20 protein-coding genes and 1 tRNA gene are annotated in these 25053 nt (G+C 64.9%); 9 read left to right on the forward strand and 12 right to left on the reverse strand.

All coding sequences use genetic code 11. From position 1 onward, the window contains the following. The first annotated feature begins 375 nt into the window (after positions 1 to 375). Both ACVIGB_RS07815 and ACVIGB_RS07820 read left to right on the forward strand, forming a co-directional pair. Entirely contained in the window at positions 376 to 579 is a 204-nt protein-coding gene (locus tag ACVIGB_RS07815; protein WP_092114124.1) for a cold-shock protein, read from the forward strand. 602 nt (positions 580 to 1181) lie between these two features. Further along, the gene (locus ACVIGB_RS07820; protein ID WP_143046575.1) at positions 1182 to 1439 is read left to right on the forward strand and encodes a hypothetical protein; all 258 of its coding nucleotides are present in this window, start codon (positions 1182 to 1184) and stop codon (positions 1437 to 1439) included. Positions 1440 to 1865: 426 nt separating this feature from the next. On the opposite strand, the gene ACVIGB_RS07825 is transcribed toward ACVIGB_RS07820, so the two are convergent. From ACVIGB_RS07825 to ACVIGB_RS07835, 3 genes are all read right to left on the reverse strand, one after another. Further along, a tRNA-Lys gene (locus tag ACVIGB_RS07825) sits at positions 1866 to 1941 on the reverse strand. A gap of 178 nt (positions 1942 to 2119) precedes the next feature. Further along, a complete protein-coding gene (locus ACVIGB_RS07830) occupies positions 2120 to 4945 on the reverse strand; it encodes a glycosyltransferase (protein ID WP_456723160.1) in 2826 nt (941 codons plus the stop codon). A gap of 193 nt (positions 4946 to 5138) precedes the next feature. Then, complete coding sequence (locus ACVIGB_RS07835; RefSeq protein ID WP_456723159.1) at positions 5139 to 5750, reverse strand: beta-1-3, beta-1-6-glucan biosynthesis protein; 612 nt, start codon at positions 5748 to 5750, stop codon at positions 5139 to 5141. Positions 5751 to 5994: 244 nt separating this feature from the next. Here ACVIGB_RS07835 and ACVIGB_RS07840 point away from each other — a divergent pair, with 244 nt between their 5' ends. Beyond that, the gene (locus ACVIGB_RS07840) at positions 5995 to 7623 is read left to right on the forward strand and encodes a glycoside hydrolase family 17 protein (RefSeq protein WP_092114401.1); all 1629 of its coding nucleotides are present in this window, start codon (positions 5995 to 5997) and stop codon (positions 7621 to 7623) included. On the opposite strand, the gene ACVIGB_RS07845 is transcribed toward ACVIGB_RS07840, so the two are convergent. Together ACVIGB_RS07845 and ACVIGB_RS07850 are read right to left on the reverse strand one after the other, a co-directional pair. Further along, positions 7583 to 7963, reverse strand: coding sequence for a hypothetical protein (locus ACVIGB_RS07845; RefSeq protein WP_092114402.1), 381 nt, complete (start codon positions 7961 to 7963; stop codon positions 7583 to 7585). The two genes, ACVIGB_RS07840 and ACVIGB_RS07845, sit on opposite strands and share 41 nt — an antisense overlap. 95 nt (positions 7964 to 8058) lie before the next feature. After that, positions 8059 to 9441, reverse strand: coding sequence for a hypothetical protein (locus ACVIGB_RS07850; protein ID WP_456723158.1), 1383 nt, complete (start codon positions 9439 to 9441; stop codon positions 8059 to 8061). A 183-nt stretch (positions 9442 to 9624) separates the two neighbouring features. On the opposite strand from ACVIGB_RS07850, the gene glmU reads away from it, so the two are divergent. Beyond that, positions 9625 to 10983 (forward strand): bifunctional UDP-N-acetylglucosamine diphosphorylase/glucosamine-1-phosphate N-acetyltransferase GlmU, encoded by a 1359-nt coding sequence (glmU, locus tag ACVIGB_RS07855; RefSeq protein ID WP_456723157.1) that lies wholly within the window; start codon positions 9625 to 9627, stop codon positions 10981 to 10983. Between the two features lie 325 nt (positions 10984 to 11308). Here the strand turns inward: glmU and ACVIGB_RS07860 are convergent, their stop codons facing one another. The 4 genes from ACVIGB_RS07860 to ACVIGB_RS07875 form a co-directional block, all read right to left on the reverse strand. Further along, a complete protein-coding gene (locus ACVIGB_RS07860; RefSeq protein ID WP_456721091.1) occupies positions 11309 to 12349 on the reverse strand; it encodes an IS110 family RNA-guided transposase in 1041 nt (346 codons plus the stop codon). A 310-nt stretch (positions 12350 to 12659) separates the two neighbouring features. After that, positions 12660 to 14243, reverse strand: a complete 1584-nt coding sequence (locus ACVIGB_RS07865; RefSeq protein ID WP_456723156.1) for a solute symporter family protein — start codon at positions 14241 to 14243, stop codon at positions 12660 to 12662. 15 nt (positions 14244 to 14258) lie between these two features. After that, the gene (locus tag ACVIGB_RS07870) at positions 14259 to 14561 is read right to left on the reverse strand and encodes a DUF485 domain-containing protein (protein ID WP_456723155.1); all 303 of its coding nucleotides are present in this window, start codon (positions 14559 to 14561) and stop codon (positions 14259 to 14261) included. Between the two features lie 78 nt (positions 14562 to 14639). Then, positions 14640 to 15590 carry a LysR family transcriptional regulator gene (locus ACVIGB_RS07875; protein ID WP_092114407.1) on the reverse strand — a complete coding sequence of 317 codons (951 nt, stop codon included), beginning with the start codon at positions 15588 to 15590 and terminating at the stop codon, positions 14640 to 14642. Positions 15591 to 15750: 160 nt separating this feature from the next. Here ACVIGB_RS07875 and ACVIGB_RS07880 point away from each other — a divergent pair, with 160 nt between their 5' ends. Continuing rightward, complete coding sequence (locus ACVIGB_RS07880) at positions 15751 to 16815, forward strand: carbon-nitrogen hydrolase family protein (protein ID WP_456723154.1); 1065 nt, start codon at positions 15751 to 15753, stop codon at positions 16813 to 16815. Between the two features lie 141 nt (positions 16816 to 16956). Next, entirely contained in the window at positions 16957 to 17751 is a 795-nt protein-coding gene (locus ACVIGB_RS07885) for an adenylate/guanylate cyclase domain-containing protein (protein WP_456725218.1), read from the forward strand. A gap of 177 nt (positions 17752 to 17928) precedes the next feature. Here ACVIGB_RS07885 and ACVIGB_RS07890 read toward each other — a convergent pair whose 3' ends face one another. Together ACVIGB_RS07890 and ACVIGB_RS07895 are read right to left on the reverse strand one after the other, a co-directional pair. Beyond that, entirely contained in the window at positions 17929 to 19143 is a 1215-nt protein-coding gene (locus ACVIGB_RS07890; RefSeq protein WP_456723153.1) for a sensor domain-containing diguanylate cyclase, read from the reverse strand. Between the two features lie 93 nt (positions 19144 to 19236). Next, the gene (locus ACVIGB_RS07895; protein ID WP_456723152.1) at positions 19237 to 19380 is read right to left on the reverse strand and encodes a hypothetical protein; all 144 of its coding nucleotides are present in this window, start codon (positions 19378 to 19380) and stop codon (positions 19237 to 19239) included. A 100-nt stretch (positions 19381 to 19480) separates the two neighbouring features. On the opposite strand from ACVIGB_RS07895, the gene ACVIGB_RS07900 reads away from it, so the two are divergent. The 3 genes from ACVIGB_RS07900 to ACVIGB_RS07910 all read left to right on the forward strand — a co-directional run bounded on the left by ACVIGB_RS07900 (position 19481) and on the right by ACVIGB_RS07910 (position 22681). Next, positions 19481 to 19660, forward strand: coding sequence for a hypothetical protein (locus tag ACVIGB_RS07900; protein ID WP_456723151.1), 180 nt, complete (start codon positions 19481 to 19483; stop codon positions 19658 to 19660). 211 nt (positions 19661 to 19871) lie between these two features. Then, complete coding sequence (gene glmS / locus ACVIGB_RS07905; RefSeq protein WP_456723150.1) at positions 19872 to 21698, forward strand: glutamine--fructose-6-phosphate transaminase (isomerizing); 1827 nt, start codon at positions 19872 to 19874, stop codon at positions 21696 to 21698. Between the two features lie 197 nt (positions 21699 to 21895). After that, positions 21896 to 22681, forward strand: a complete 786-nt coding sequence (locus ACVIGB_RS07910; RefSeq protein ID WP_092114412.1) for a DUF502 domain-containing protein — start codon at positions 21896 to 21898, stop codon at positions 22679 to 22681. Positions 22682 to 22795: 114 nt separating this feature from the next. Here ACVIGB_RS07910 and recG read toward each other — a convergent pair whose 3' ends face one another. Then, positions 22796 to 24904 carry an ATP-dependent DNA helicase RecG gene (gene recG, locus ACVIGB_RS07915; RefSeq protein ID WP_456723149.1) on the reverse strand — a complete coding sequence of 703 codons (2109 nt, stop codon included), beginning with the start codon at positions 24902 to 24904 and terminating at the stop codon, positions 22796 to 22798. Positions 24905 to 25053 lie beyond the last annotated feature (149 nt).

Here is a 25053-nt window from a genome sequence, read left to right on the forward strand (position 1 = left end):
ACTCGACAAGCCGCTTCCAGGTTGTCTGCCCGACCGCCAGGATTTGAAAAGTACGCCGCCGGGCCCGAAATGGTTTGTCCCGGCGGCGGCAAGTTCTCGAAATTGAGGAGCCGGCGGGCAGGGCAGCGCGCCAGTTCCTCCGAAACGTGACCGTAAGACGTTCCCCAAACCGGCCCCGTCCTTCCGGGAAGCCTGCGGCCGACCTGCTTGCCGATCTGCTAACGGCCTCACCTAGCCAGCCCAATCGAATGAAGAATCGACATCGTTTTTCGGCGAGGAACACAGGCCGCCGATTCATGCTCGGCCGGTTTTCCTTGCAGCCGGCTGCGTTACCGACTTAGGCTGCCGTCGCTTATTTCAAGGAGGAGAGCCGGCGTGGCGACAGGTACAGTGAAGTGGTTCAATTCGACGAAGGGTTATGGCTTCATTCAACCCGACAACGGGGGCAAGGATGTCTTCGTACATATTTCAGCCGTTGAGAAGGCAGGGCTGAGCAGTCTCAACGAGGGCGCCAAGGTTAGCTACGAAGAGAGAGAAAACCGGGGCAAAACGTCGGCGGAGAATCTGAGAGTAGGCTAACGAACTGGGGCCGCCGGTTCATTTGGGCGGACTTTTCTCTGGGTTTTGAGGGGAGCGGCGACGGGTTGATCCGGCTTTCGAGATTGATGCCTTTCGGGCCGGCGCGTTTCCGCTGGCCGCGCAAATCTAGCGGCCCACCGCCGCTCGAACTTTCTTTGTATATCCCGAGGAACGTCGCACATAACCCACCTCCAGGTTCAGCCCCTTGATGGGGGCTCAACGCGCAAGGCACGCTCAGGGATCCTAAACGGGTTTCTACGGTCACTCGCCCCCGACAACGGGAGCATTAAATAGCGGCCTCGACGGTCCCCGCGTCGGGGCGGTTCGCCGTTGCCGGAAAACGGGACGGGAACAATTGGCAACCGAAAGCGTCATCATTTGCTTCCAGAGGTTACCAATGCCCAACCCCGACCGCTGGGAGTCAAATAAGCGGCCTCGATGCTCCCCGCGTCGGGGTCGTTTTTCATTGTGCAGCCGCCGGGTATCACCCACGCGGTCTCAGGCTTTGCCTCAGCATCAAGTGCGCGTGAGATGTAAGGCCGTTCACATTTGAAAATCGCGAGTCGGTCTAACGACCGGCAAACCCCTGTCGGAGAATCGCGATGCCATCATTCAGCAACGAAAGCTGGCCCGGAGTAGCGACCGCTTCGGTGCTCGGCGTTCTCGTCGTAGCAGCGCTTGCCCTTGCAGTCGTTGGTTATGTGGAGTGGTCATCGGACGCCAATCTGGCCCAATTCATGAGCCGGTCGACGACTGCGGTGGCCGTGGCCAGCTCAACTTCGATTCTGCCTCTCAAGGGACGAACAGGTTGCGGGCAGGCCAATAAGTCGCTGCCGTCGCTCGCTCTACCCCTCGAATGACACCGCTCGAACCTTAGTTGGCAGGCGACTATATCGCCTTTGACGACGACAAAAACTCCGCTCGCGCGCATGCTGCCTAACGGGCGGAGTTGATTCGGCCATGATGCTGGAAGCCGTCGTATCGCTGATGGGACTGGGCGCTTGCGCCTTGCTGCTCATTGCCTTCTGGGGGCTTAGGTCGCGCTAATCCCAAAAAAAGACGCCGCCGGTCTCACAAATACACGCCCGGCGGCGTTTTCTTCCTGAACTGGGACACTGAAATCCCCAGCAGCAAGCAAATTGCACGGCCTGTGCCACGGGCCGATGACCAAGGCCGGCCGGTTCGCGCCGGGCGGGTCGTTCTTACCCATAAGACGTGTTAGCGTCCCCGAGCAGAGAAGTGCGGCGTCCCCGGTCGTCTCAAATGTCGGAGATGCTTGGATTTATTGGTGAGCGCGGTGGGACTCGAACCCACGACCCCATGATTAAAAGTCACGTGCTCTACCGCCTGAGCTACGCGCTCACTCACCTGAACATCGGCTCCGGACGCAGGCTTTTAACCGCTCCGGATCATGCTCCAGCCCGCGCTGTGTAGGGGGCAGGGCCCATCGGGTCAATAGCCGAAGGGCGGTCAATCGTGCACCGGCGCGCTGGATTTGCCGTTCCTGCGCCTGTGGTTAGGACCGTTTCTTGAAGTCGGCTCAGCTGTCGTGGCGGATTTCCGAGCCGACCGGCTGCGACGGGGCGACCGAGGGCAGGCTGACCGGGCGGAGCCCGATCAGTTCCGCGGTCCGGATCGCGCTGTTGCGCCAGAATGCGAACTCGTTGATCCGCGAATTCTCCAGGATCGCGATGGAAACTGCGGCGAGGAATGGCAGGCTTTGCAGCACCAGCACGCCGGCGAAGATGTAGATCTCGCGCACCTGCTTGTAGCCGTTGGTGACGACAAGCACGATGGCGCCGATCAGGAGCAGCACGCCGATCACCGCCTCCCAGAACGCCTGGAATTCGATCGACATCCGCGACAGGCCGCCCTTCGAGGTGCGGGCGAAGGCGAGATGCTCGGTGATCAGGCCCTGCGCCACCGCGCGCGACACCGTCCACTGCACGCTCATCGCCGCGATCATGGCCCCTAGCATCTGGCCGGCCTTGATGTTCACCCGCAGCCGGTAGAGCGCGACGAAATGCACCAGCGAGACGATGAAGGAGGCGATGATCGGCAGCGTCAGTATCTTGTCGGGGATCGCGATGTCGGCGAAGGCGACGATCGGGACCCAAATCAGATTGAGGATCGCGACCACGACGCCGAGGCTTTCAGCCCCTAACCAGTTGAGCCAGCCCAGCGAGAATTCGCGGCGCTGGTCCGGCGTCAGCCGGCTGGCGCCGGGCAGGAAGCGCCGCCAGTGCTTCTTGACGATCTGGAAGCCGCCATAGGCCCAGCGGTGGCGCTGCTTCTTGAAGGCCTCATACGTGTCGGGCAGCAGGCCTTCGCCGTAGCGCACATTGGTGTAGTGCGTGAGCCAGCCCTGCTGCTGGATCGAGAGGCCGAGATCGGTGTCCTCGCAGATCGTGTCAGAAGACCAGCCGCCGGCCTTGTCCATCGCGGCGCGGCGGATCAGGCACATGGTGCCGTGCACGATGATGGCATTGAACTCGTTGCGCTGGACCATGCCGATGTCGAAGAACCCGGCATATTCGCCGTTCATGATGTAGTGCATCAATGAGCGGTCGCCGTCGCGATGCTCCTGCGGCGCCTGCACCAGGCCGACGCGCGGATCGGCAAACGCTGGCACCAGGTCCTTGAGCCAGTCCGGATGCACGACATAGTCGGCGTCGATGATGCCGATGATCTCGGCGTCCGCCGCAGTCCGCTCCATCGCGATCCGCAGCGCGCCGGCTTTGAAGCCCTGCACCTTCTCGGCATTGATGAACTTGAATCGCTCGCCGAGCATGCGGCAGTGATCCTGGATCGGCCGCCAGAAGTCGGGATCAGGCGTGTTGTTGATGATGCAGACGCACTCGAAATTCGGATAGTCGAGCCGCGACACCGCATCGAGCGTCTGCTTCAGCATCTCGACCGGTTCGAAATAGGCCGGGATGTGGATCGAGACTTTCGGGAACGTCACATTCTCGCCCATCGTGGCCGGTGCGAGGGTCGCGCTCTTGCCGATCAGCCGGCGTGGGCCGCGGCCGAACGCCACCGCCGCGATCTCCTCGATCCGCGCCATCGCGATCAGGACCAGCGGAACCAGCAGCACGAGGCCGAGGCTGAGCGCGAAGGCCGAACCCCAGACGAAATAGTGCGTGGTCCAGTACGAGAACACGGTCGCAACCCAGGCGCCGACGCCGTTGGCCGCGGCCGACAGCAGCAGCGCCTGCATCACGGTCGGCTGGTCCAGCCGCAGGATCGGCAGCGACATGAAGAGGCCGACCAGCACGGCGACCAGCGCGATCTTCCAGTAGTTCAGGTCGGTGACCGGGCCAGTCCAGGCGAACTTCGCCTCGCGGTCGGCATTGAGGATGCCCCAGTAGGGACCGACGCCGCCTTCGAAGAACTTCCACGGCTGATCGATGGCTTCGACGATGTTGTAGTCCATGCCGATGGCTTCGGCGCGCGCGACGAAATTGCGCAGCACCGTGGCCTGCTGGAACGGACCGGGCTCGGCGCTGCGCAGATTGTAGCCCTGGCTCGGCCAGCCGAATTCGGCGATCAGGATGCGCTTGCCGGGGAACGAGTCGCGCAGGAGGTTGTAGCGGTCGACCGCCTGATCCACCGCCTGCTTGTCGGTGAAGTTTTCCCAGTACGGCAGCACGTGCGCGGCGATGAAGTCGGACGAATTGGCGAGCTGCGGATGGTCGCGCCAGATGTTCCAGATTTCACCGGTCGTCACGGGAACGCTGACCGACTTCTTGACCCGCTGGATCACCTTGATCAGCCGGTGCACGTTGCTTTCGGCGATCGCCCATTTGACGGCTTCGGCCCGCCTGTCCTCGGGCTGCGTCTCCGCGTCGTGCAGGCGCTGCGCCTCCTCGCGGAGGATCCGCTCGGACTCCTCCGGCGGCACCCCGATCTCCGGAACCGAGCCGAGGTTTTCCAGCGGGACCTGCTCGCCGCGGAACACGGTTTCGTTGCCGACCACGATGCCGATGACGTTGCTGTTGCGCTTGGCAAGGTTGATCGCGGCTTCGATCTCGCGATTGTTGCGGTTGGCGTCCTTGTCGATCCAGGCGCCGACCGTGACCTTCATGCCGAACTCGGCGGCGACCGGCGGCACCAGCTCGTTGCCTTCGGTCGACGAATAGAGGCGGACCGCTTTGGTGAGCGTCGAGAGCTTTCTCAGGTCGGTGCGCACCTTCTCGCTGTCGGCGGCAACGTCTGCGACGGAGTGGCCGGACTCGAACGGGGCATAGGACAGGCTCGGCAACGTGCCACGGAAATCGGGCGCCGACTGCTTCTCCTGGAAGAGACCCCACAGGGCGGCGTGGGCGGCGGTGACAAGCAACAGGACGGCGACGACGGCGCGCATCGCGGTTAAACCATACGGGGCCTGAGATTGAGGACTAAGCGAACCCGTCCCCTGGGTTCGACCAACATAGCGGCGGAGGGAAAGATATCTCCGCCATCCGATTTAACAACTGGTGTGCCGCGATGGCGTTTTAAGGGCGCAAGCCGTTCCAGCCGCGAAAAAAATCGCGGCCGGATCCGATCGCGCGATGCGGCTATTTCGATGCCGGCGCCGGTGTCGCCGACGGGGTCGGCGCAGGCGAGGGCGATGCCGCCGGCGCAGGCGCGGCATTGCCGGCCGTCGACGGCGCCGGGGTGGGCGCGGCTGCGGCGGCCGCGGCCTGCGGCTGGGCGCCCGGGTTGATCCAGCAGGCGTGGATGCGGCCGTCGAGGCTGCCGCGCACCTTGTCGTCGATCTGGGCGCCGAAGCGGGTCAGGCAGCGGAAGGCGGCCTGGACGTGGCCACCGGGGCAGCCGAACCGGTCATAGAGGTCGAGATGGCGGAAGGCGGTGTCGAGGTCGTCGTTCCACATCAGGCGGACCACGCGGCGGCCGAGCCAGACGCATTCCGGGTTGCCGGCCGGGCCGTTGATGGCCTGCTGGGCCTCGACGAACTCCTCGACCTTGCGCTGGTTGGCTTCCCGCACGGCGTTGGCATTGGCGTCGGCCTGTCCGGGCTGCTGTTTGGCCTGATCAGGCGGATTCGGCGTGCCGCTCTGGGCGAACGCGCCGCCGGCTCCGTTCAAGAGCGCGAGCGCTGTGACGAGGCCCGTTACGGCAAGATGGCGCAAAGCAGTGTTCTTCAACTCAAGCAGCCGTCGACGCATGCATTCCCCGATATGTTCCGGCCCCTGCGGGATCATCCTAACGGCTCGCGTGATGCCGTCCAAATAGGTCTCCAGTGCGGCGGAGACTCTGGCGGAATCCCATGACTGGAATTTGGTATTTTGTCCAGCAAACTCACAACTTTATCGACCCAGCGCAAAACTGTCGCAGGACAACCATGGTATTGACCGATTCCTGGACTTGGCAGACGGGCTGTGACCGGCTAATTCGACGGTCCCCCGGAGGATGGAACCGATTTCGCTTCGTACGCCGCTGGCGCTTCTCCTGATATCGCTTGCCGTGATTGCATCTGTGTGGTGGTGGCTCGCCACGCCGATTACACTCGCGCGTGCGCCGATCGATCCTGCCGCAAAGCTGCAATGCGTATCCTACACGCCGTTCCGCGGCGCCCAGACGCCGCTTGATCCGACCACGCAGATTCCGGTCGAGCAGATCGAGCAGGACCTCGCCGATCTCGCCAAGGTCACCGACTGCGTGCGGACCTATTCGATCGAGAACGGCCTCGACCAGGTCCCCGGCGTGGCGGCCAAGGTCGGGCTGAAGGTGATGCAGGGCATCTGGCTCAGCAGCAACCGCTTCAAGAATTTGCAGCAGATCGCGATCGCGGTCCGGCTCGCCAAGGAATATCCCGGCGTCGTCACCTCGCTGATCGTCGGCAACGAGGTGCTGCTGCGCGGCGAAATGACCGCCACCGATCTTGCCGGCAACATCCGCGCGGTGAAGGCGGCGGCGGGTAATCTCCCGGTCACCTATGCCGACGTCTGGGAATACTGGGTGAAGAACCGCGAGATCTATGACGCGGTCGATTTCGTCACCATTCACATCCTGCCGTATTGGGAGGATATCCCGGTCAAGGCGAAGTACGCCGCGGCGCATGTCGACGATATCCGCAAGCGGATGGCGGTGACGTTCCCCGGCAAGGAGATCCTGATCGGCGAGACCGGCTGGCCGAGCGCGGGGCGGATGCGGGAGGGCGCATTGCCGTCGCGCACCAACCAGGCGCGGGTGGTGTCCGAGATCCTCGACCTCGCCAAGCGCGAGGGTTTTCGGGTCAACCTGATCGAGGCCTATGACCAGCCCTGGAAGCGCAAGCTCGAGGGCACCGTCGGCGGCAATTGGGGCCTGTTCGATGCGGCCAAGCGGCAGGTGAAGTACCCGCCCGGCGTTGCGATCAGCAATTACCCCACCTGGAAGCTGCAGATGGCGGGCGGCATGGCACTGTCGATCGCCACCTTCCTCGCGGCCTGGCTGACGCTGCGCCGCCGGCCCTGGACGCCGCGGCCGTCGGCCTGGATCGCGGTCGCGATTTCGGCGACGACGGCGGGGGCGCTGCTCGGGATCGCCGGAGACAAGATGTATTACGAGAGCTACGGCGTCGGCGGCTGGCTGCATTGGGGCGTGCTGCTCGCGGCCGCCATTGCCTCGCCGTTGCTGACCGCGCATGCGCTGATCGCCGGGCGCTCGCTGCCGACCTTCCTGGAGCTGGTCGGGCCGCGCGACTATCGCGGCAAGGGCGCGATCGGCGCATTGCTGGCGATCGTGCTGGTCATCACCACGGTGATCGCAGCCGAGACCGCGCTCGGCTTCGCCTTCGATCCGCGCTACCGCGATTTTCCGTATGCCTCACTCACCATGGCGGTGGTGCCGTTCGCGCTGCTCACCATGTTCAATCGCCCGAAGGAAGGCATCCGGCCGCTCGCGGAATCCGTGTTCGCCGGTCTGTTGGCGATCGCCGCCCTGTTCACGATCTACAACGAGGGCACGATCAACTGGCAGTCGGACTGGACCTGCGTGATGTACCTCTTGCTCGCCGCTACGCTGTGGCGGGCGCGGGCCGCGCAAAACCCAGGATGAACAAGCCGATCGCGAGCCCCGACAGCACGACGTTGTAGAGCACGATCCCGAGCCCGGCTGCGATCAAGCCGACGGTGAGCAACACGATCGACGGCCGTGTCAGGTTCAGCACCGCAATCACCAGCGCCGTGATCCCGAACACCGAGCTCTTGAACAGCACGGTCGACAGCGCGCGGGCCTTGCAGAGCATGGTCTGCGTGCCGGCGTCGCACGCCAGTGCAACCGGCGAGAATTCGATGGCGAGATAGCGCACGTACAGCGCGTAGCCGACGGTGACGAAGCCCACGACCATCAGGAACTGGACCTGATAGGGGGAGAGGCGGAACGGAGGTTTTGTCATCGCGGCACTATGGTCGGGAACGGGGTTTCGGACAAGGCTCGGTCAGAGCAGCGAAATCGGTTGAGAATTTGGCCGCAATCCTTTGCCGGACATGATTATTGGCTGTTCCGCCGGAACATCGAGGAGATTGTCGTCGGCTCCGGCTTCTTTTCCTCGGCGACCGGCTGCGCTGGCGGGGCGGCAGCGCGCCTCGGCGCGACCCGCCGGTGCGGCAAGGCCGGCCTGGCTCCGGCGGGCGGCTCGTTCAGGGCCAGCCGCTGGCCGTCATAGATCGCCGTCTCGCAGGTCCGCTGAACCAGGCTGAGGCCAGCGCAAATCCTGGCGGCGGTCCCGGCGTCGTTCAGCGGTCCGGCCACCAGGCGCAACTGCATGCCGAGCCCGTTGCTGTTCTCCTTGATGACGATGATCGGCCGCAGCGCAGCCAGCGGCGCGTTGGCCTTCGACTTCAAGAGGCTGCGCCAGAGCGCGCGCAGTCCGTTGACCGAATTTGCCGTGCCCAGATCGACGCCGAACTCGGTGCGCTGGATCTGCGCCTTCGGCGCATCGTCTTCGACTTCGGAGTCCGGATCCGGTGTGATCACGAGCGGCGGGATCGGCGCGGCGTTGACATCGCTCGAGGTCGGCGGCTTGGGCGCTTCGGTTGCCTTGTTCGGCGCAGGATCGCGCGATGCCATCAGCGGCTTGTCCGCAGCGGGCGTGGCCGCGGGCGCTGGCGCGGCCGCCTTTATTTCGTCGGTACTGGCCGCGGCGGCCGCGGCGCTCATCGGACTGGCAACTGATGGGGCGGAGGCAGAAACCGGCGGCGAACTTTCGGAGGCTGACGGCTTCTCCGCGGCAACTGGCGGCCTGCTCGCGGCGGCCGTCGGCTTCTTGTCGGGCTTCTCGGCCGCAGCAACCGGCTTCTCGACCGGTGCCGGCGCCTTGCTGTCGATGGACGCCACCACCTTGTCGGTCGCGACCGGCTTGTCCGATGCGGCAGGCGGCGTCGTTGCGACGGCGGCAACGGCCGGTGCCGCCGCTGCGGGCGCCGAATTGGCTGATGCGGGCGGCGTAGCAGGCGACGCTGCCGGAGCTGGCGGTGGTGCCGGCACGGCCGCCACCGGCTGTTTCGCGATCGTGCCGGTCACGGAGTCGAGACCCTGTTCCAGCGTGGTGACCCGCGAATACAGCCGGTCGCGGTCGCCGTTGAGCGTATCGATCGCGGATGCCAGGCGGCGCGTCTCGTTGTGGCTCTCCTTCGCCAGCGTCTGCAACTGCTGGGCCTGGCGCGCGACATCAGATGCGGCGACCTGGTCGCGCCGCAGCGTCAGCGCGGACTGGTTGGCCATCACGGCGATGGTGACGGCACCGACCGCAGCCACGCCCCACGAGCCGAGCCGCCACAGCATGCTGCGATCGAAAGCATCCTCCTCAGCCAAAAAGCCGGTGGTGCTCTCGGTGTCGAAATCCGCCGCCAGATTGTCGGGATCTTTGGCCAAAGCCCGCTTGGCCCTCCTCAAGGCCCGCCGAATCACGAGGCAAAGATTAACAGGAAATGGACCGGGAACTTGAATCTGAGGGGCCACGGAGGCGAATCGGTTTCTTCTGCCGGGGAAAACAATTAAAGACGGCCTCAAAGAAAGCGTTGCGCAGCCGACTGCGCGAACCGTCGAGGATGCTGAATGACTGCGCGTACGAGCCTGACAGTGGTGCTTGCGGCCGGCGAGGGCACGCGGATGCGCTCGTCGCTGCCGAAGGTGTTGCATCCGGTGGCCGGGCAGTCGCTGCTGGCGCATGTGCTCGATGCCGCCGCCTCCGGCGAGGGATCGCAGCTCGCGGTCGTGATCGGCCCCGACCACGAGGCGGTCGCCGCCGAGGCGCGCCGGGTGCGGCCCGATGCGCAGACCTTCGTGCAACGCGAGCGGCTCGGCACGGCGCATGCGGTGCTGGCGGCGCGCGAGGCGCTCGCCCGCGGCGCCGACGACCTCTTGGTCGCGTTCGGCGACACGCCGCTGATCTCGGCCGAGACCTTTGCGCGGATGCGTGCGCCGCTGCGCGAGGGCGCCGCGCTTGCGGTGCTCGGCTTCCACGCCGCCGACCCGACCGGCTACGGCCGGCTGGTGACCGAGAACGGCAAGCTGATTGCGATCCGCGAGCATGCCGATGCCAGCCCCGAGGAGCGCAAGATCACGCTGTGCAATGCCGGCGTGATGGCGTTCGACGGCAGGAAGGCGCTCGCGATCATCGAGAAGATCGGCAATGCCAACGCCAAGGGTGAATATTATCTGACCGATGCCGTCGGCATCGTCAGGGAATTGGGACTGGAGGCCGTCGTGATCGAAACCAGCGAAGACGAAGTACGCGGCATCAACACCAAGGCGCAGCTCGCCGAGGCCGAGGCCGTGATGCAGGCGCGGCTGCGCAAGCAGGCGCTCGAGGCCGGCGTGACCCTGATCGCGCCGGACACCGTCTATCTCGCCGCCGACACCAAATTCGGCAAGGACGTCGTGATCGAGCCGTTCGTGGTGATCGGACCGGGCGTTTCGATCGACGACGGCGCCGTGATCCATTCCTTCTCGCACATCGTCGAGGCCACCATCGGCAAGAAGGTGTCGGTCGGTCCCTATGCCCGGCTGCGGCCCGGCACCTCGCTCGGCGACGGCGCACGGATCGGTAATTTCGTCGAGACCAAGGCCGCGACGCTGGAGGCCGGCGTCAAGGTCAACCATCTCTCCTATGTCGGCGACGCCCATGTCGGCGCCAATTCCAATCTCGGCGCCGGCACCATCACCTGCAACTATGACGGCTTCCTCAAGCACAAGACGCTGATCGGCGAGGGCGCCTTCATCGGTACCAACACCTCGCTGGTCGCGCCGGTGACGATCGGCAACGGCGCCTATATCGGCTCGGGCTCCGTCATCACCAAGGACGTCCCCGACGACGCGATGGCGCTCGAGCGCAGCGAACAGTCGATCCGCGAAGGCGGCGCCGCCCGCTATCGCGCGGCGAAGCTGAAGGCGAAGGCCGCGAAGGGGAAGTAAGGACGTCGCGCGACGTTCGCGACTCTGTTTCCGCGAAGAATCGTCGTCGCTGCGAAATCAGGGACCCATATGTGGACGGCCCCCGTGGCACAAGAGCCTTTTGGCAAGATCGGATCGCTTGCATCCATATGTCCGGCCTGTTGGGTGCGATCGAGTAGATCGCTGGCCAAGATGGTTTGCGCGATGCGAGTTCCAAACAACTCCGCGACCTGTTGACGGCCGATGGGTCCCACGGATTGTCTCGCATCGTTGCTCGATCGATCGCTCCATCCGCTCTTGCAGCTCCGGGTCGGCTGACGAGCGAGCCCGCCAGCCGGCCAATCTGTTAAGCGGTACCCGTCGTCGCGGCATTCAGCCGTGCGGCGTCATAACTCTCCCCCGTCACCATCAGCTTCCAGACGATGCGCGCCACCTTGTTGGCGAGCGCCACGGCCGCAAGCTTCGGCGGCTTACGCTTGATCAGCGCCAGCAGCCAGCGCGAGTGATGACCGCGCCCCCGCTTGGCCTGCTGGATCACCGCCGTGGCCCCGACGACCAGCAGACGGCGCAGGTCCTGGTCGCCCGCCCGGGTAATCTTGCCGAGCCTGGTCTTGCCTGCGGTGGAATGGTCCTTGGGCGTGAGGCCGAGCCAAGCCGCAAAGTGACGACCGGAGCGGAACGCGCCCGGATCAGGTGTCTTCATCACCAGCATCGTTGCAATGATCGGACCGATCGACGGAATCTGCGCCAGGCGCCGGCCCGTGGCATCGCCGCGGTGCCAGGCCATCAGCTTGGCCTCAACCACCTCCAACTCGCCCTCGAGCCTGACGCACTCCCGGCCCAGCACGACAAACAGCTCGCGCGCCAGAGCGGGAAGCGTCTCGTCCTGCGCGATCCGCGCCAGCAGCGGTTCGATCGCCTCCAGCCCCTTGGGCGCGATCAGGCCATACTCCGCCGCATGGCCGCGGATCGTGTTGGTCAATTGGGTGCGCCGGGCGATCAGTCCGTCGCGGATACCCGTCAGCATCAGCGCAGCCTGTTGCTCGGCGCTCTTCACCGGCACAAAGCGCATGCTCGGCCGGCTCATCGCCTCACACAGGCCTTCTGCGTCTCGCCCGTCATTCTTGTTCCGCATCACGTAGGGCTTCACCAATTGCGGTGCCATCAGCTTCACCTCATGGCCCAGCCTGGAAAGCTCTCGCGCCCAATATTGCGAAGCTCCGCATGCCTCCATCCCGATCACCGTCGGCGGCAATTTGGCGAAGAACTCCAGCACGAGTTTGCGCGAAAGCTTCTTGCGTAAGACCGGCTGCTCGGACGCATCAACCCCATGCAGCACAAAAATATGCTTCGACGTATCCATCCCAATGCGGATAATCTGGTTCACGGACGGCTCCCATGTATGAGATCTAGACAACCTCATTCTGGCATACTGATGCCGTAGGGGGCCGTCCACACCATCAACTCCGCGGCCGACGTTGGAGGCGGGACTCGTCGTTCCAGCATCGTGAAACAATGACCATCGGTGGTTATGGGTCCCTGCTCCCGTGCGCAATTGCGCACTAGGCAGGGACGACACCGAATGTGTAGTGCGGCCGGGGAGTCACACATTCGCGTTCCCGCGACATGATTGTCCGAGCAAATCAGCGCTAGGGGCCGTTTGTCCTCATTGAGGGTGGTCGTCCCCGCAGCGCTGTTCAGGCCGCACTCTTCACCGGGCCCTGCTCCTTGGTGGTGGACTGAACCGGTCCGAGCAGGATGCGCCGCTGCATCTCGTCAAAGGCGAGATTGGCGTTCTTCTCCCGCGTGACCAGCGATAGCAGGATCGCGACCGCGAACGACAGCGGCATGCTGATAATCGCTGGATTGCGCAGCGACACGAACCACCATTGGTGCTCGATCGCCGCCAGCGGCTTGCCGAGAATGTCGACCTGGATGGTCGGCGACAGATAGATCAGCACCAGCGAGCTCAGCGTGCCGACGAGGATGCTCGCCACGGCTGCAGCCGTCGTGAAGCGGCGCCAGGTGATGGCGAGAACCAGCGAGGGGAAATTGGCGGCGCAGGCGATCGAGAACGCAAGCCCCGCCATGAAGGCGACGTTCTGGCCCTCGAACGCGATGCCGAGAAAGATGGCGAAGATCGAGATCATGACGGTCGCGACGCGCGCGACCTTGAGCTGCTCGGCCTCGGAAGCGCTGCCGTTGCGGATCACATTGGTCCAGACGTCGTGGCAGAGCGTGGCGACGCCCGACAGCGTCAGCCCGGCGACGACGGCGAGCATGGTCGCGAATGCGACCGCACAGATGAAGCCGAAGAAGGCATTGCCGCCGACCGTGAGCGCGAGCAGGGGCGCTGCCATGTTGCCGCCGCCTCCGGCCTTTGCCACCGCGTCGGCGCCGACCAGCACCATGGCGCCAAAGCCGATGATGAACACCATGAGATGAAAGACGCCGATCAGGCCGGTGGCATAGAGGATCGATAGCCGCGCGGCCTTGGCATCCTTCACCGTATAGGCTCGCATCAGCACATGCGGCATCGCGGCGGTCCCGAACATCAGGCCGAGCCCGAGCGAGATGGCATCCCACTGACCCGAGACCACCTTGGATCCCGGCTGCAGGACCTTGGTGCCGTATTTCTCGGACGCCGCGGCGAACAGCTTGAGCGGGTTCATGTCGAAATGGGTCAACACGAGAAAGGCGAGCAGGATGCCGCCGCCCATCAGCAGCGCGGCCTTCACCACCTGCACCCAGGTCGTCGCCAACATGCCGCCGAACAGCACATAGACCAGCATGACGCTGCCGACCACGACGACCGACCAGGTGTAGGGTAGGCCGAACAGCAGCTTGATCAGCGATCCGGTCGCGACCATCTGGGCGATCAGGTAGAACAGGATGACGGCAAGTGTCCCGACGGCGCCGGCGAGGCGCACCGGGCGCTGGCGCAGCCGATAGGCCACGACGTCGGCGAAGGTAAAGCGGCCGACGTTGCGCAACGGTTCGACGATCAGGAACAGAATGATCGGCCAGCCGACCAGCCACCCGATCGAATAAATCATGCCGTCGAAGCCGTTTGAGGTGACGATGCCGGCAATGCCGAGCAGGGCGGCGGCGCTCAGGAAGTCACCTGCGAGTGCCCAGCCGTTCTGCCACGGCGTGACCTGGCCGCCGGCGGCGAAGAAGTGTTCGGTGGTGCGCGTGCGCCGTGCGGCCCAATAGGTGATCGCCAGCGTCAGCGCCATGAAGGCGAAGAAGAACCCGATCGAAAGCGTGCTGCTGCCCATCTTGCTCTGGCCCCTTTAGCGAAGATTGCGGACGCCGGCATCGAACACCCGGTTCGCCCACAGCACATAGACCAGGCAGAGCGCGAAGGAGGAGATGATGACGAGCGGGCCGAGCACAATGCAGAGCGACAGGCCGGGCACCAGGATGGTGCCGAGCAGCGGCTTGTCGAACGCGAACAGCCCCATGAAGCTGAAATAGATCACGATCATCGCGGCACTGAGCACGAGCGCGACGATCAGCCGCTTCTTGGCCAGTTTCTTGGCCAAGGCGCTGACGCTCGGCGCCGGATCGGTACTGCCGGGAATAACCACGTTCATGTTTGCCCCCTCAAAACTTCAGCGCGCGCGACCTTGCGCCAATCGGACGAGCTTCAGCCGGGCTCCGATGGAAGGGAACTATGGATTTTTGCAATCTGCCGTGCGCGGCTGCGGCAGGGCGTCGGCGAGCGTGACCTGCATGTCGGGGTCCTGCTTCAGGGTATTTTTCAGAAACGCGCGGACGGCGCGGATGCGCGGGGCAAATTGCAGGTCGCTGTGGACGTTGAGCCAGACCTCGCGAACGGTGCCGGCGAGGGCGGGCAGCACCGGTATCAGGTCGGGCCGGTCGTTGGTGGCAAAGCTCGGCAGCATGACGATGCCGAGGCCGCCCGCCGCGGCGTTCATCTGTGCGATCATGCTGTTGGAGTGGAAGGCGATCTTCGGCTCCTCGATGACGTCGGCGAGCCAGCGCACCGAATCGACCTGGATCAGGTCCTCGATATAGGAGACGAACCAATGATCCCCGAGGTCGCGAAGGTTTGCAGGCATGCCGTGATTGTCGAGATAGCTCTGGCTGGCGAATAGCCCGAGCCGAAACTTGCCGATGCGCTCGGAGATCAGGCCCGGACCGGGTGGCCGGAAGAAGGACACGAACAGATCGGCTTCGCGCTTGTGCACGTAGACCGTCTGCGCGGAGGTGACGAGTTCGACGGCGAGTTGCGGCGCGGTGCGCCGCAGTTTCGCAAAGCGTTGCGCCAGATAGAGCGAGGCGATCCCCTCCATGGTGGCGAGCCGCACGGTTCCGACCAGTTCCTGGGTGTCGCTGGCGCTGGCCTCCTCGCGAATGGCGATCACCGCGCTCTCGACCCGCTCGGCATGACGCAGCAACCGCTCGCCGACTTCGTTGAGCTTAAGCCCGGTGCGGTGGCGTTCGAACACCGCGATCCCGAGGGAAGCCTCCATCTGGGCGATCCGCCGGCTCACGGTGGAATGATCCAGCCGCAGCCGCTTTGCTGTCTGACTCAAATTCCCGGCGCGAGCGGCGCAGAGAAAGACCCGCAGATCGTCCCAGTTGATCGTATCGAACATGACCTGCCTCCGGATTTACGGTTCCTGTCAGCAAAGCAATTCCCGTTCCACACGCGGCGGCTCCGATCCTTCGCAACCGACCTTGCGACAATTCCCATGCATGCCGGGAAGGCCGTGATGATACCGCTTCGCCTCCCTAGTCCTAGCCGGGATTTTCGTCATGCTTCCTCGTTTCAAGGCTGCTGCCGTCCACGCCGCGCCCGTCTTCCTCGACAGCCGGGCGACCACCGAAAAGGCGATCGCCATCATGCGCGAGGCAGCCAGGGCCGGCGCCGAGCTGATCGCATTTCCCGAAACCTACATTCCCGCCTTTCCGGTCTGGGCCGCGCTGTGGCCGCCGATCGACAATCACGATCTGTTCGTGCGGATGGCGGAGCAGTCCGTGCTGGTGGACGGACCGGAAGTGGCGCGGCTGTGCGCCGAGGCGCGCGGCCTCGGCGTCACCGTCTCGATCGGCATCAGCGAGCGCTCGGCCGTCAGCGTTGGGGGGCTGTGGAACTCGAACCTGTTGATCGGCGAGACCGGCGAAATTCTGGTTCATCACCGCAAGCTGGTTCCGACCTTCTATGAGAAGCTGGTGTGGTCGTCGGGGGACGGTGCGGGCCTCAAGGTCGCTGAGACACGGCAGGGCCGGATCGGTGGGTTGATCTGTGGCGAGAATACCAATCCGTTGGCCCGCTTCGCGCTGATGGCGCAAGGCGAACAGGTGCACATCTCGAGCTGGCCGCCGATGTGGCCCACAAGGCGCCCGGCAGGCGGCGGCAATTTCGACAACGTCGCCGCCAACCGCATCCGGGCCAGCGCCCATTGCTTCGAAGCCAAGGTATTCGGGATCGTCACCGCCGGCTACATGGACCAGCCGATGCGGGCCTTCCTCATTGAACGCGACAGAACCATCGCCGACGTGATCGACCAGACGCCGCGTGCGGCGAGCTTCTTCGTCGATCCGACGGGTGGTGTCTTTGGCGATGAATTGCAGGACCAGGAAGGGATCGCCTATGCGGAGATCGATCTCAATCGCTGCGTGGAGCCGAAGCAGTTTCACGACGTGGTCGGCTATTACAACCGCTTCGACATCTTTGGCATGACGGTCGACCGCAGCCGGCTGACCCCGGCACGATTTCGCGATGAAGAACAGCCGATCGCAAAAGCGCAGGACGAGGCAATTCTGTCGGTCGACGCTGACGTCGTATCGAACGGGCAGAGGCGCGAATACCGGAGCTGACTAAAAGCTGGATCTCGGACATCGCAGAGCCCGGCGCTTTTGATCGGTACGGAAACGAGCACCGTTGCCAATGCGGGAATGTATGGCTACGCTTTACCCCAAGGTCAGCCCCCAAGCGCTCGTTCGATCGGCCGGACGCTCATGCCCAAATTCCTTCGCATCGGAGTCCACCAGTCGAACGTATCCGGATACACGTCAAAGGCATGGTGCATTCGACGGGCTGGCTCGACGGTCTTCCTGAAATGGGGCGCCGTGGAGGTTCAGGGCGCCGGAGCCGGGCGAAAAGTCTACTGGACGTTTCCACCGCAGGAAAAAACAATTCGCTGCCGCACGGTGCAGCGTGCCCAGGACTACACCAAGGCCGCCGTCGCGCGGCGGCGCAGCCATAGCTATGAACCGCTGACGGGAAATATTGCGAACCGGCGCCGGACCGCCGATCGAGGCTCGGAGCTCAAACAGGCGCTCGCCACGATCCTCTTTGTCGACATCGTCCGATCCACCGAAAAGGCCGCGCGGCTGGGCGATGCGCGCTGGGCGACGGTGATGAATCACTATTACGCCGCCGTCCGCCGCGAGCTGAAGGCCTTGCGCGGCAAGGAGGTCGTGACGACCGGCGACGGTGTGCTGGCGACGTTCCGCGCGCCGGCGGCCGGGATCGGTTGCGCGACCGCGATCGTCAAGGCCGTGCGCACGCTGGGGCTCGAGATCAGGGTGGGATTGCACGCGGGCGAATACAAGGTGAGCGGCGCGGAGGTCATCGGTCTCGCGTTTCACATCGGTGCGCGCGTCGCCGCGAAGGCACGTGCCGGCGAGGTGCTGGTCTCGAGCGCAGTCAAGGACCTGATGCGGGAGTCCGAAATCCGTTTCAAAGATCGCGGCGCGCACCAGCTCAAGGGCGTGCCGGAGCGATGGCGGCTCTACCGGGTCGAACATTAGGGCGTCCCGTCAGAGTGGAGCTGGTGTTGCCTCACTCATCGGGCCTCGTCATTCCGGGGCGCGCCTCTTGGCGCGAGCCCGGAATCCATCGGGCCCTAGAACAAGCTGTGAAATGGATTCCGGGCTCTCGCTTCGCGAGCCCCGGAATGACGACTAGAGATAGTCCTGCTTGGCCGCTCAGGTGAAGGCGACCTCGATCCGGTTGTCGGCCTTCGCGGTGATGCGGCAGGCCCGCGACAGCGCGTCGGCGGCGATCGCGAGCTTGAACTGATCGGGGATGCCCGAGGTGGACAGCACCTCGATCGTCGCGGTGTCGCGCGACAGACCGCGCACCGTGCAGTCGATCGTGGAATGGCCGGCGTTGAAGCTGATCTTGCCGGCCTTGAACACGCGCCGTGCGGTCGGCGCAATCGACGGCGCACGGTCGACCCAGGCCAGCGCCTGGTTGCGGCCGGCCTGCTTGGCGCCGTACATCGCGAGGTCGGCGTTGCGCAGCATGTCGTCGAAGCAGTTGCCGGGCGAGAGCACCGCGCCGCCAAGGCTGCAGGTGACGCTGACCGTGCCGGCCGGCGTCTCGATCCGGGTCGCCGCGACGGCGGCGCGCACCTTCTCGAGCACGCCCATCGCCTGGTCGAGCCTGGTGTGCGGCAGCAGGATGCCGAATTCTTCGCCGCCGAGCCGGCCGATCACGTCGGAGCCGCGCAACGCGCAGCGCGCGGCATCCGCGACCGCCGCCAGCACCATGTCGCCGACAGCGTGCCCATAGGTGTCGTTGACCTGTTTGAAGTGATCGACATCGAGCACGGCGCAGGCCAGCGGGCTGAGATGCCGCGCGGCCAGCGCGGTCAGCCGTTCGCCTTCGCCGCGGAAGGCGCGCCGCGAGGAGCAACCTGTGAGGCCGTCCTGCATGCTCAGATTCCGCAGCATCATCTCGTCGACGGCGATCGCGGCGAGGTCGGTCAGCATGCTGACGGCATCGGCATCGAACTCACGGGGGCGTGTGTCCATCGCGCACAGGGTCCCGACGATCGCGCCTGAGATCTTGAGCTGCGCACCGGCATAGAAGCGGATGAATGGCTTGCCGCGCACGAAAATATTGTCGGCGAGGCGCGGGTCGCGCTGCGTGTCGGGAATGATGAGGGGATGCTCCTGCGCGATCGCAAAACTGCAGAGCGCAGGTCCGCGTGCGGTCTCGCGATCCGCCATGCCCTCAGAGGCCTTGAACCACTGCCGATGGCCGTCGATCAGCGTCAGCGTCGACATCGGCACGCGAAAGACCTTCCGGCACAGCCCGGTCAGGCGGTCAAAGGCGAGCTCGCGCGGCGTATCGAGGATGTCGAGTTCGGCCAGGACATCGAGGCGCTGCGTCTCACGGTCGTGCGTGGTTTGCATCAGGGTACCTCCGGCGGCGGCACCCTCTCCGAAAGGCGTTAACGGTGGGTTGACGTGATCTGAAACGTTTGCCGGTGGTGGTTTCACGGGCCCTTAGCCAGCCGCGGCCAACAATGCTTCATGCGCAAGCGCAAGATTGCTGCCGTCTTTCTGTTCGGAATCTTTTGCAGTCTGCTTGCCGATGCTGGCGGTGAACGCCTCTATCAGTGGACCGGGATGGGCCGATTGGCGATGCATCGGAAGAGTTCGGTTTGAATGCCTATCTGCTCAAGATGGGACTGCTCGGCATGCTGATGGCGTGCCGTGAAGTGTGGCTGCGTGCGCAGGGATGGGAGCCGTGATCGATGGTCTGGTCCGCGACCTCGCCGAAATGTTGTTCGATGCCTTCCTGACCAAGACCGGCCGAGGGCTGTGGGGTCTCGTCGGCCTGCGGCCGCACGACCTCGTAGCGATGTTCAGCGGAATGATATTTTGGATCTTCGTGGGCTTATTCACCTACGCCATGATGTGGAGGTGAAGGGCTTGGGGATCCCGCTGTGTCAGACGACATGGACGCGCCCTTGCCAAACTAGTTAGTCCCGATTAACCAGCCTTTCGCATCAACCTTGCCGTTTAGGACTGTCGCAATCGGCAATAATTATTGAGTATCTTGCGACCGGCGATTCCCGTTAAGGGACCGTGTCGCCGCTTTGGCAAATTTTCGGCGATTTTTGGGGACATTGAACCGCATGTGCGGCATCGTCGGCATTCTTGGACGCGCTCCGGTCGCGGAGCAACTGGTGGATTCGCTCAAGCGGCTGGAGTATCGCGGCTATGATTCCGCCGGTGTCGCCACGCTGGAGAACGGCGGCCTGGCGCGGCGCCGCGCCGAGGGCAAGCTGAAGAATCTCGAGGCCCTGCTGGAGGCAAAGCCGCTCGGCGGCCACACCGGCATCGGCCACACCCGCTGGGCCACCCATGGCAGGCCGACCGAGAACAACGCGCATCCGCACGCCACCGAACGTGTCGCCGTGGTGCATAACGGCATCATCGAGAATTTCCGCGAGCTGCGCGAGGAACTCGAGCATAAGGGCGCGGTGTTCTCGACCGAGACCGACACCGAGGTCGTGGTGCATCTGGTCGACAATCTGCTCAAGGGCGGCGTCAAGCCGATCGAGGCGGTGAGGGCGGTGCTGTCGGAGCTGCGCGGCGCGTTCGCGCTCGGCTTCATCTTCGCCGGCGAGGACGATCTGATGATCGGCGCCCGCAACGGTCCGCCGCTCGCGGTCGGCCACGGCGAGGGCGAGATGTATCTCGGCTCCGATGCGATCGCGCTCGGGCCGTTCACCGATACGATCAGCTATCTCGAGGACGGCGACTGGGTGGTGCTGACCCGCAAGGGCGCGACGATCTTCGACAAGGACAATGCCATCGTCCATCGCGAGGCGATCAAGCACACGACTGCGACTGCTTTGGTCGACAAGGCGAATTATCGCCACTTCATGGCGAAGGAGATCCACGAGCAGCCGGAAGTGGTCGGGCACACGCTCGCGCGTTATGTCGACATGGCGACCGAGCGCGTCGCCCTGCCGATCAAGCTGCCGTTCGACTTCAAGCATATCCAGCGCATCTCGATCACGGCCTGCGGCACCGCGAGCTATGCCGGCTTTGTCGCAAAATACTGGCTGGAGCGGCTGGCACGCGTTCCGGTCGAGCTCGATGTCGCCTCCGAATTCCGCTACCGCGAGGCGCCGCTGCGCAAGGGCGACCTGGCGATCTTCATCTCGCAGTCTGGCGAGACCGCCGACACGCTGGCCGCACTGCGCTACGCCAAGGCGCAGGGCGCGCATACGCTCTCGGTCGTCAACGTGCCGACCTCGACGATCGCGCGCGAGAGCGAGACCGTGCTGCAGACGCTCGCCGGTCCCGAGATCGGCGTCGCCTCGACCAAGGCGTTCACCTGCCAGCTGATGGTGCTGGCCGCGCTTTCGGTTGCCGCCGGCAAGGCGCGCGGCGAACTGTCCGATGCCGACGAGGCCAAGCTGGTGCATGGCCTGGTCGAGATCCCGCGGCTGATGTCGGAAGCGCTCACGTCCGAGCCGCAGATCGAGAAGCTGGCGCGCGAGATCTCGAAGTCGCGCGACGTGCTCTATCTCGGCCGCGGCACCAGCTATCCGCTGGCGCTGGAAGGCGCGCTGAAGCTGAAGGAAATCTCCTACATCCATGCCGAGGGCTACGCCGCCGGCGAGCTCAAGCACGGGCCGATCGCGCTGATCGACGAGCACATGCCGGTCGTGGTGATCGCACCCTATGACAAGGTGTTCGAGAAGACCGTGTCCAACATGCAGGAGGTCGCCGCCCGCGGTGGCAAGATCATCCTGATGACCGACGCCAAGGGCGCCGCGGAGGCGACCATCCAGTCGCTGGTGACGATCGTGATGCCGGACATGGGGGCGACCTTCGCGCCGATGGTCTATGCCGTTCCGGTGCAGCTGCTCGCCTATCATACTGCCGTGGTGATGGGCACCGACGTCGATCAGCCCCGCAATCTGGCCAAATCGGTCACGGTCGAATAGCCGCAAGTGACGCTGTCACGCAGTCCTTCAAAAACCTGCTAGAATGGTTTAGCTCAGGGGTGCTGCGCGCCGAAGTTCGGGACAGGATCATCATCTCGCGCTAGCCTTTTGTTTATGCACGATCTTTTCGGAAATCCGCGGCGCACTTTTCCGGATCATGCTGGTGAGGACGGCCGCTTCGACGATCTGGAACAGCAATGACGTCCAACAAAGTGCCTCCCCACGCGCCAGGTGAACTGCCTCCGGACGCTCCCCGCGGGCTCATGGCGCGGTTCCGCAACTATTTCCTGACCGGCCTGGTGGTGGCCGGGCCGATCGCGATCACCTTCTATCTGACCTGGTGGTTCGTGAACTGGGTCGACAATCTGGTCCGGCCGTTCGTGCCCACGGCCTACCGGCCGGAGACCTACCTGCCGTTCGGATTGCCGGGTTCCGGCCTGATCGTCGCCGTCATCGCGCTGACGCTGCTCGGCTTCCTCACCGCAAATCTGATCGGGCGGACCCTGGTCGATCTGGGCGAGCGGTTGCTCGGGCGGATCCCTGCGGTGCGTGCGATCTATCGCGGCCTGAAGCAGGTGTTCGAGACGCTGTTTTCGGGCAACGGATCGAGCTTCCGCCGCGTCGGCCTGGTCGAGTTTCCCTCGCCCGGGATGTGGTCGATCGTGCTGATCTCGCAGGCGCCGAGCGCCGAACTCGCGGCCAGCCTGCCCGGCGAAGAGGAGCACATCTCGGTGTTCCTGCCGTGTGCGCCGAACCCGACCACCGGCTTCTTCTTCTATGTGCCGAGGAGCAAGATCATCGAGATCGAGATGAGCACCGAGGACGCCGCGACCCTGATCATGTCGGCCGGCGTGGTGCAGCCCGGCGCCAACGACCAGAAGCAGCGCGCCGCAGCGCTCGCCGGCATGGCCAACGCCGCGCGCGTCGCCAACCAGGCCTCGTTGCAGCCGGCAACTCAGCCTGCGCCGGCGAAGGTCGAGTAGGGGGCCCAACTCCATCCCCGTCATTGCGAGGAGCGAAGCGACGAAGCAATCCATGCTTCTGCATATGCTGCGCGATGGATTGCTTCGCTTCGCTCGCAACGACGGTGGCGGTGGTTACCCCGCGCCGATCAGCGGCACGGCCTCATCGCGCTCATAGAGATAGAGCAGGCAACGCAGCGCTTCGCCGCGCTCGCCCCTCAGCTTCGGATCGTCCTTCATGATCCGCAGCGCCTCGTCGCGGGCCTGGGTGATGAGCTGGCCGTGCACCTCGGAGCGCGCGATGCGATAGCCGGGCAGGCCGCTCTGGCGGATGCCGAGCACGTCGCCTTCGCCGCGCAGCTTCAGATCCTCCTCGGCGATCCGGAAGCCGTCCGTGGTCTCGCGGATCACTTTCAGCCGCGCCTTCGACATCTCGCCGAGCGGCTCCTTGTACAGCAAAAGGCAGGTCGAGGCCTCCGAGCCGCGGCCGATCCGGCCGCGCAGCTGATGCAATTGCGCAAGGCCAAAACGTTCGGCGTTCTCGATCACCATGATGGTCGCTGCCGGCACGTCGACACCGACCTCGACCACCGTGGTTGCGACCAGGAGCCCGATCTCGTGCGCGGCGAATTGCGCCATCATGCGATCCTTCTCGGTGCCCTTCATCTGGCCGTGCACCAGGCCGACGCGATCGCCGAACCGCTTCTGTAGCGACTCGAAACGCTCGGTCGCGTTGGTGAGGTGCTCGGTGCCCTCGGCCTCGGATTCATCGACCAGCGGGCAGATCCAGTAGACCAGCTTGCCGGCGCCGAGCGCGCGGCCGACGCCGTCCATGACGTCCTCGATCCGGCTCATCGGCACCGCGCGGGTGTCGATCGGCTGGCGGCCGGCGGGCTTTTCGCGCAGCTCCGAGACGTCCATGTCGCCAAAGTAAGTGAGCACCAGCGTGCGCGGGATCGGCGTCGCGCTCAGCACCAGCACGTCGACGGCCTCGCCCTTGGAGGTCAGCGCAAGCCGCTCGCGCACGCCGAAGCGATGCTGCTCGTCGACCACGGCGAGCGCCAGCGCCTTGTAGATCACGTCGTCCTGGATCAGCGCGTGGGTGCCGACGAGGAGATCGATCTCGCCGGCCTCGAGCCGCGCCAGCAGCTCGCGGCGCTCCTTGCCCTTCTCGCGGCCGGTCAGGATGGCGACGCGCATGCCGGCGCTCTCTGCGAGCGGAGCGATGGTCTTGATGTGCTGGCGCGCCAGGATTTCAGTCGGCGCCATCAGCGCGGCCTGCTTGCCGGCTTCCGCGACGGCAGCGGCCGCCAGCAACGCCACCACGGTCTTGCCGGAACCGACATCGCCCTGCACGAGGCGCAGCATCCGCACCGGCTGTTGCAGGTCCGCGATGATCGCCGCGACCGCCTGCTGCTGCGACCTGGTCAGCGCATAGGGCAGGGCGTCGATGATCCGCTTTCGCAGATGACCGTCGCCGGCATTGCGGACGCCGGCCGGGCGGCGCAGCGTGGCACGGATCAGCGCCAGCGCGAGCTGGCCGGCGAGCAGCTCGTCGAACGCAAGCCGCGACCAGAATGGACCATCGGGCAGGATGTCGGTCAGCTCGACCGGAACATGGACGCGGGTCAGCGCCTCCCTGATCGGCGGAAAATTGCAACGGCGCAGCACCTCGGGACTGATCCACTCCGGCAGGTCCGGCAGCTTGGTCAGCGCCTGCGCGATGGCGCGGCGGAGCGAGCCGATCGCGAGCCCCTCGGTCAGCGGATAGACCGGATCGATGCCGGACAGTTTTGCGAAGCCGGCCTCATCGACGACGCGGTCGGGATGCACGATCTGCGGGATGCCGTCATACATCGCCAGCGTGCCGGAGACGTAGCGCTTCTCGCCGACTGGCAGCAGCTTCTCGACATAGCCGGGCTGGGCGCGGAAGAAGGTCAGGACGACGTCGCCGGTGTCGTCGCTGGCATAGACAAGGTAGGGCGCGCGCGAATTGCGCGGCGGCGGCGGACGATGGCGGTCGACGGTGACCTCGAGCGTGACCATGGTTCCGACCGCGGCGTCGCGGATCTTCGGCCGCGTGCGCCGATCGATCACGCTCGCCGGCAGGTGCAGCAGCAGATCGACCAGCCGCGGCGTCTCGCTGCGGTCGAGCAGATAGCGCAGCAGCTTGTCCTGCTTCGGGCCGACACCCTGCAGGGTCGTGACCTGGGCAAACAGCGGATTGAGCAGACTAGGGCGCATCAGGAGATTCTAGGTCCGTTTCGACACGTCATGCCCGGCCTTGTGCCGGGCATCCACGTCTTTTTTAAGCGGGCATGGATAGCCGGGTCCCGTCTACGCCAAGAGCTGCGCCAAGGGCCTGCACTAAGGCTTCGACGGGCGCGCAAGCC

Source organism: Bradyrhizobium sp. USDA 4341, from assembly GCF_054063755.1.

Excerpts from the sequence above, each read along its gene's own strand:
- ACVIGB_RS07820 (WP_143046575.1), top strand. The coding sequence starts at position 1,182 with ATGCCATCATTCAGCAACGAAAGCTGGCCCGGAGTAGCGACCGCTTCG.
- ACVIGB_RS07830 (WP_456723160.1), bottom strand. The coding sequence starts at position 4,945 with ATGCGCGCCGTCGTCGCCGTCCTGTTGCTTGTCACCGCCGCCCACGCC.
- ACVIGB_RS07835 (WP_456723159.1), bottom strand. The coding sequence starts at position 5,750 with ATGCGTCGACGGCTGCTTGAGTTGAAGAACACTGCTTTGCGCCATCTT.
- ACVIGB_RS07840 (WP_092114401.1), top strand. The coding sequence starts at position 5,995 with ATGGAACCGATTTCGCTTCGTACGCCGCTGGCGCTTCTCCTGATATCG.
- ACVIGB_RS07845 (WP_092114402.1), bottom strand. The coding sequence starts at position 7,963 with ATGACAAAACCTCCGTTCCGCCTCTCCCCCTATCAGGTCCAGTTCCTG.
- glmU (WP_456723157.1), top strand. The coding sequence starts at position 9,625 with ATGACTGCGCGTACGAGCCTGACAGTGGTGCTTGCGGCCGGCGAGGGC.
- ACVIGB_RS07865 (WP_456723156.1), bottom strand. The coding sequence starts at position 14,243 with ATGGGCAGCAGCACGCTTTCGATCGGGTTCTTCTTCGCCTTCATGGCG.
- ACVIGB_RS07870 (WP_456723155.1), bottom strand. The coding sequence starts at position 14,561 with ATGAACGTGGTTATTCCCGGCAGTACCGATCCGGCGCCGAGCGTCAGC.
- ACVIGB_RS07875 (WP_092114407.1), bottom strand. The coding sequence starts at position 15,590 with ATGTTCGATACGATCAACTGGGACGATCTGCGGGTCTTTCTCTGCGCC.
- ACVIGB_RS07880 (WP_456723154.1), top strand. The coding sequence starts at position 15,751 with ATGCTTCCTCGTTTCAAGGCTGCTGCCGTCCACGCCGCGCCCGTCTTC.
- ACVIGB_RS07885 (WP_456725218.1), top strand. The coding sequence starts at position 16,957 with ATGCCCAAATTCCTTCGCATCGGAGTCCACCAGTCGAACGTATCCGGA.
- ACVIGB_RS07890 (WP_456723153.1), bottom strand. The coding sequence starts at position 19,143 with ATGCAAACCACGCACGACCGTGAGACGCAGCGCCTCGATGTCCTGGCC.
- ACVIGB_RS07895 (WP_456723152.1), bottom strand. The coding sequence starts at position 19,380 with ATGCATCGCCAATCGGCCCATCCCGGTCCACTGATAGAGGCGTTCACC.
- glmS (WP_456723150.1), top strand. The coding sequence starts at position 19,872 with ATGTGCGGCATCGTCGGCATTCTTGGACGCGCTCCGGTCGCGGAGCAA.
- ACVIGB_RS07910 (WP_092114412.1), top strand. The coding sequence starts at position 21,896 with ATGACGTCCAACAAAGTGCCTCCCCACGCGCCAGGTGAACTGCCTCCG.
- recG (WP_456723149.1), bottom strand. The coding sequence starts at position 24,904 with ATGCGCCCTAGTCTGCTCAATCCGCTGTTTGCCCAGGTCACGACCCTG.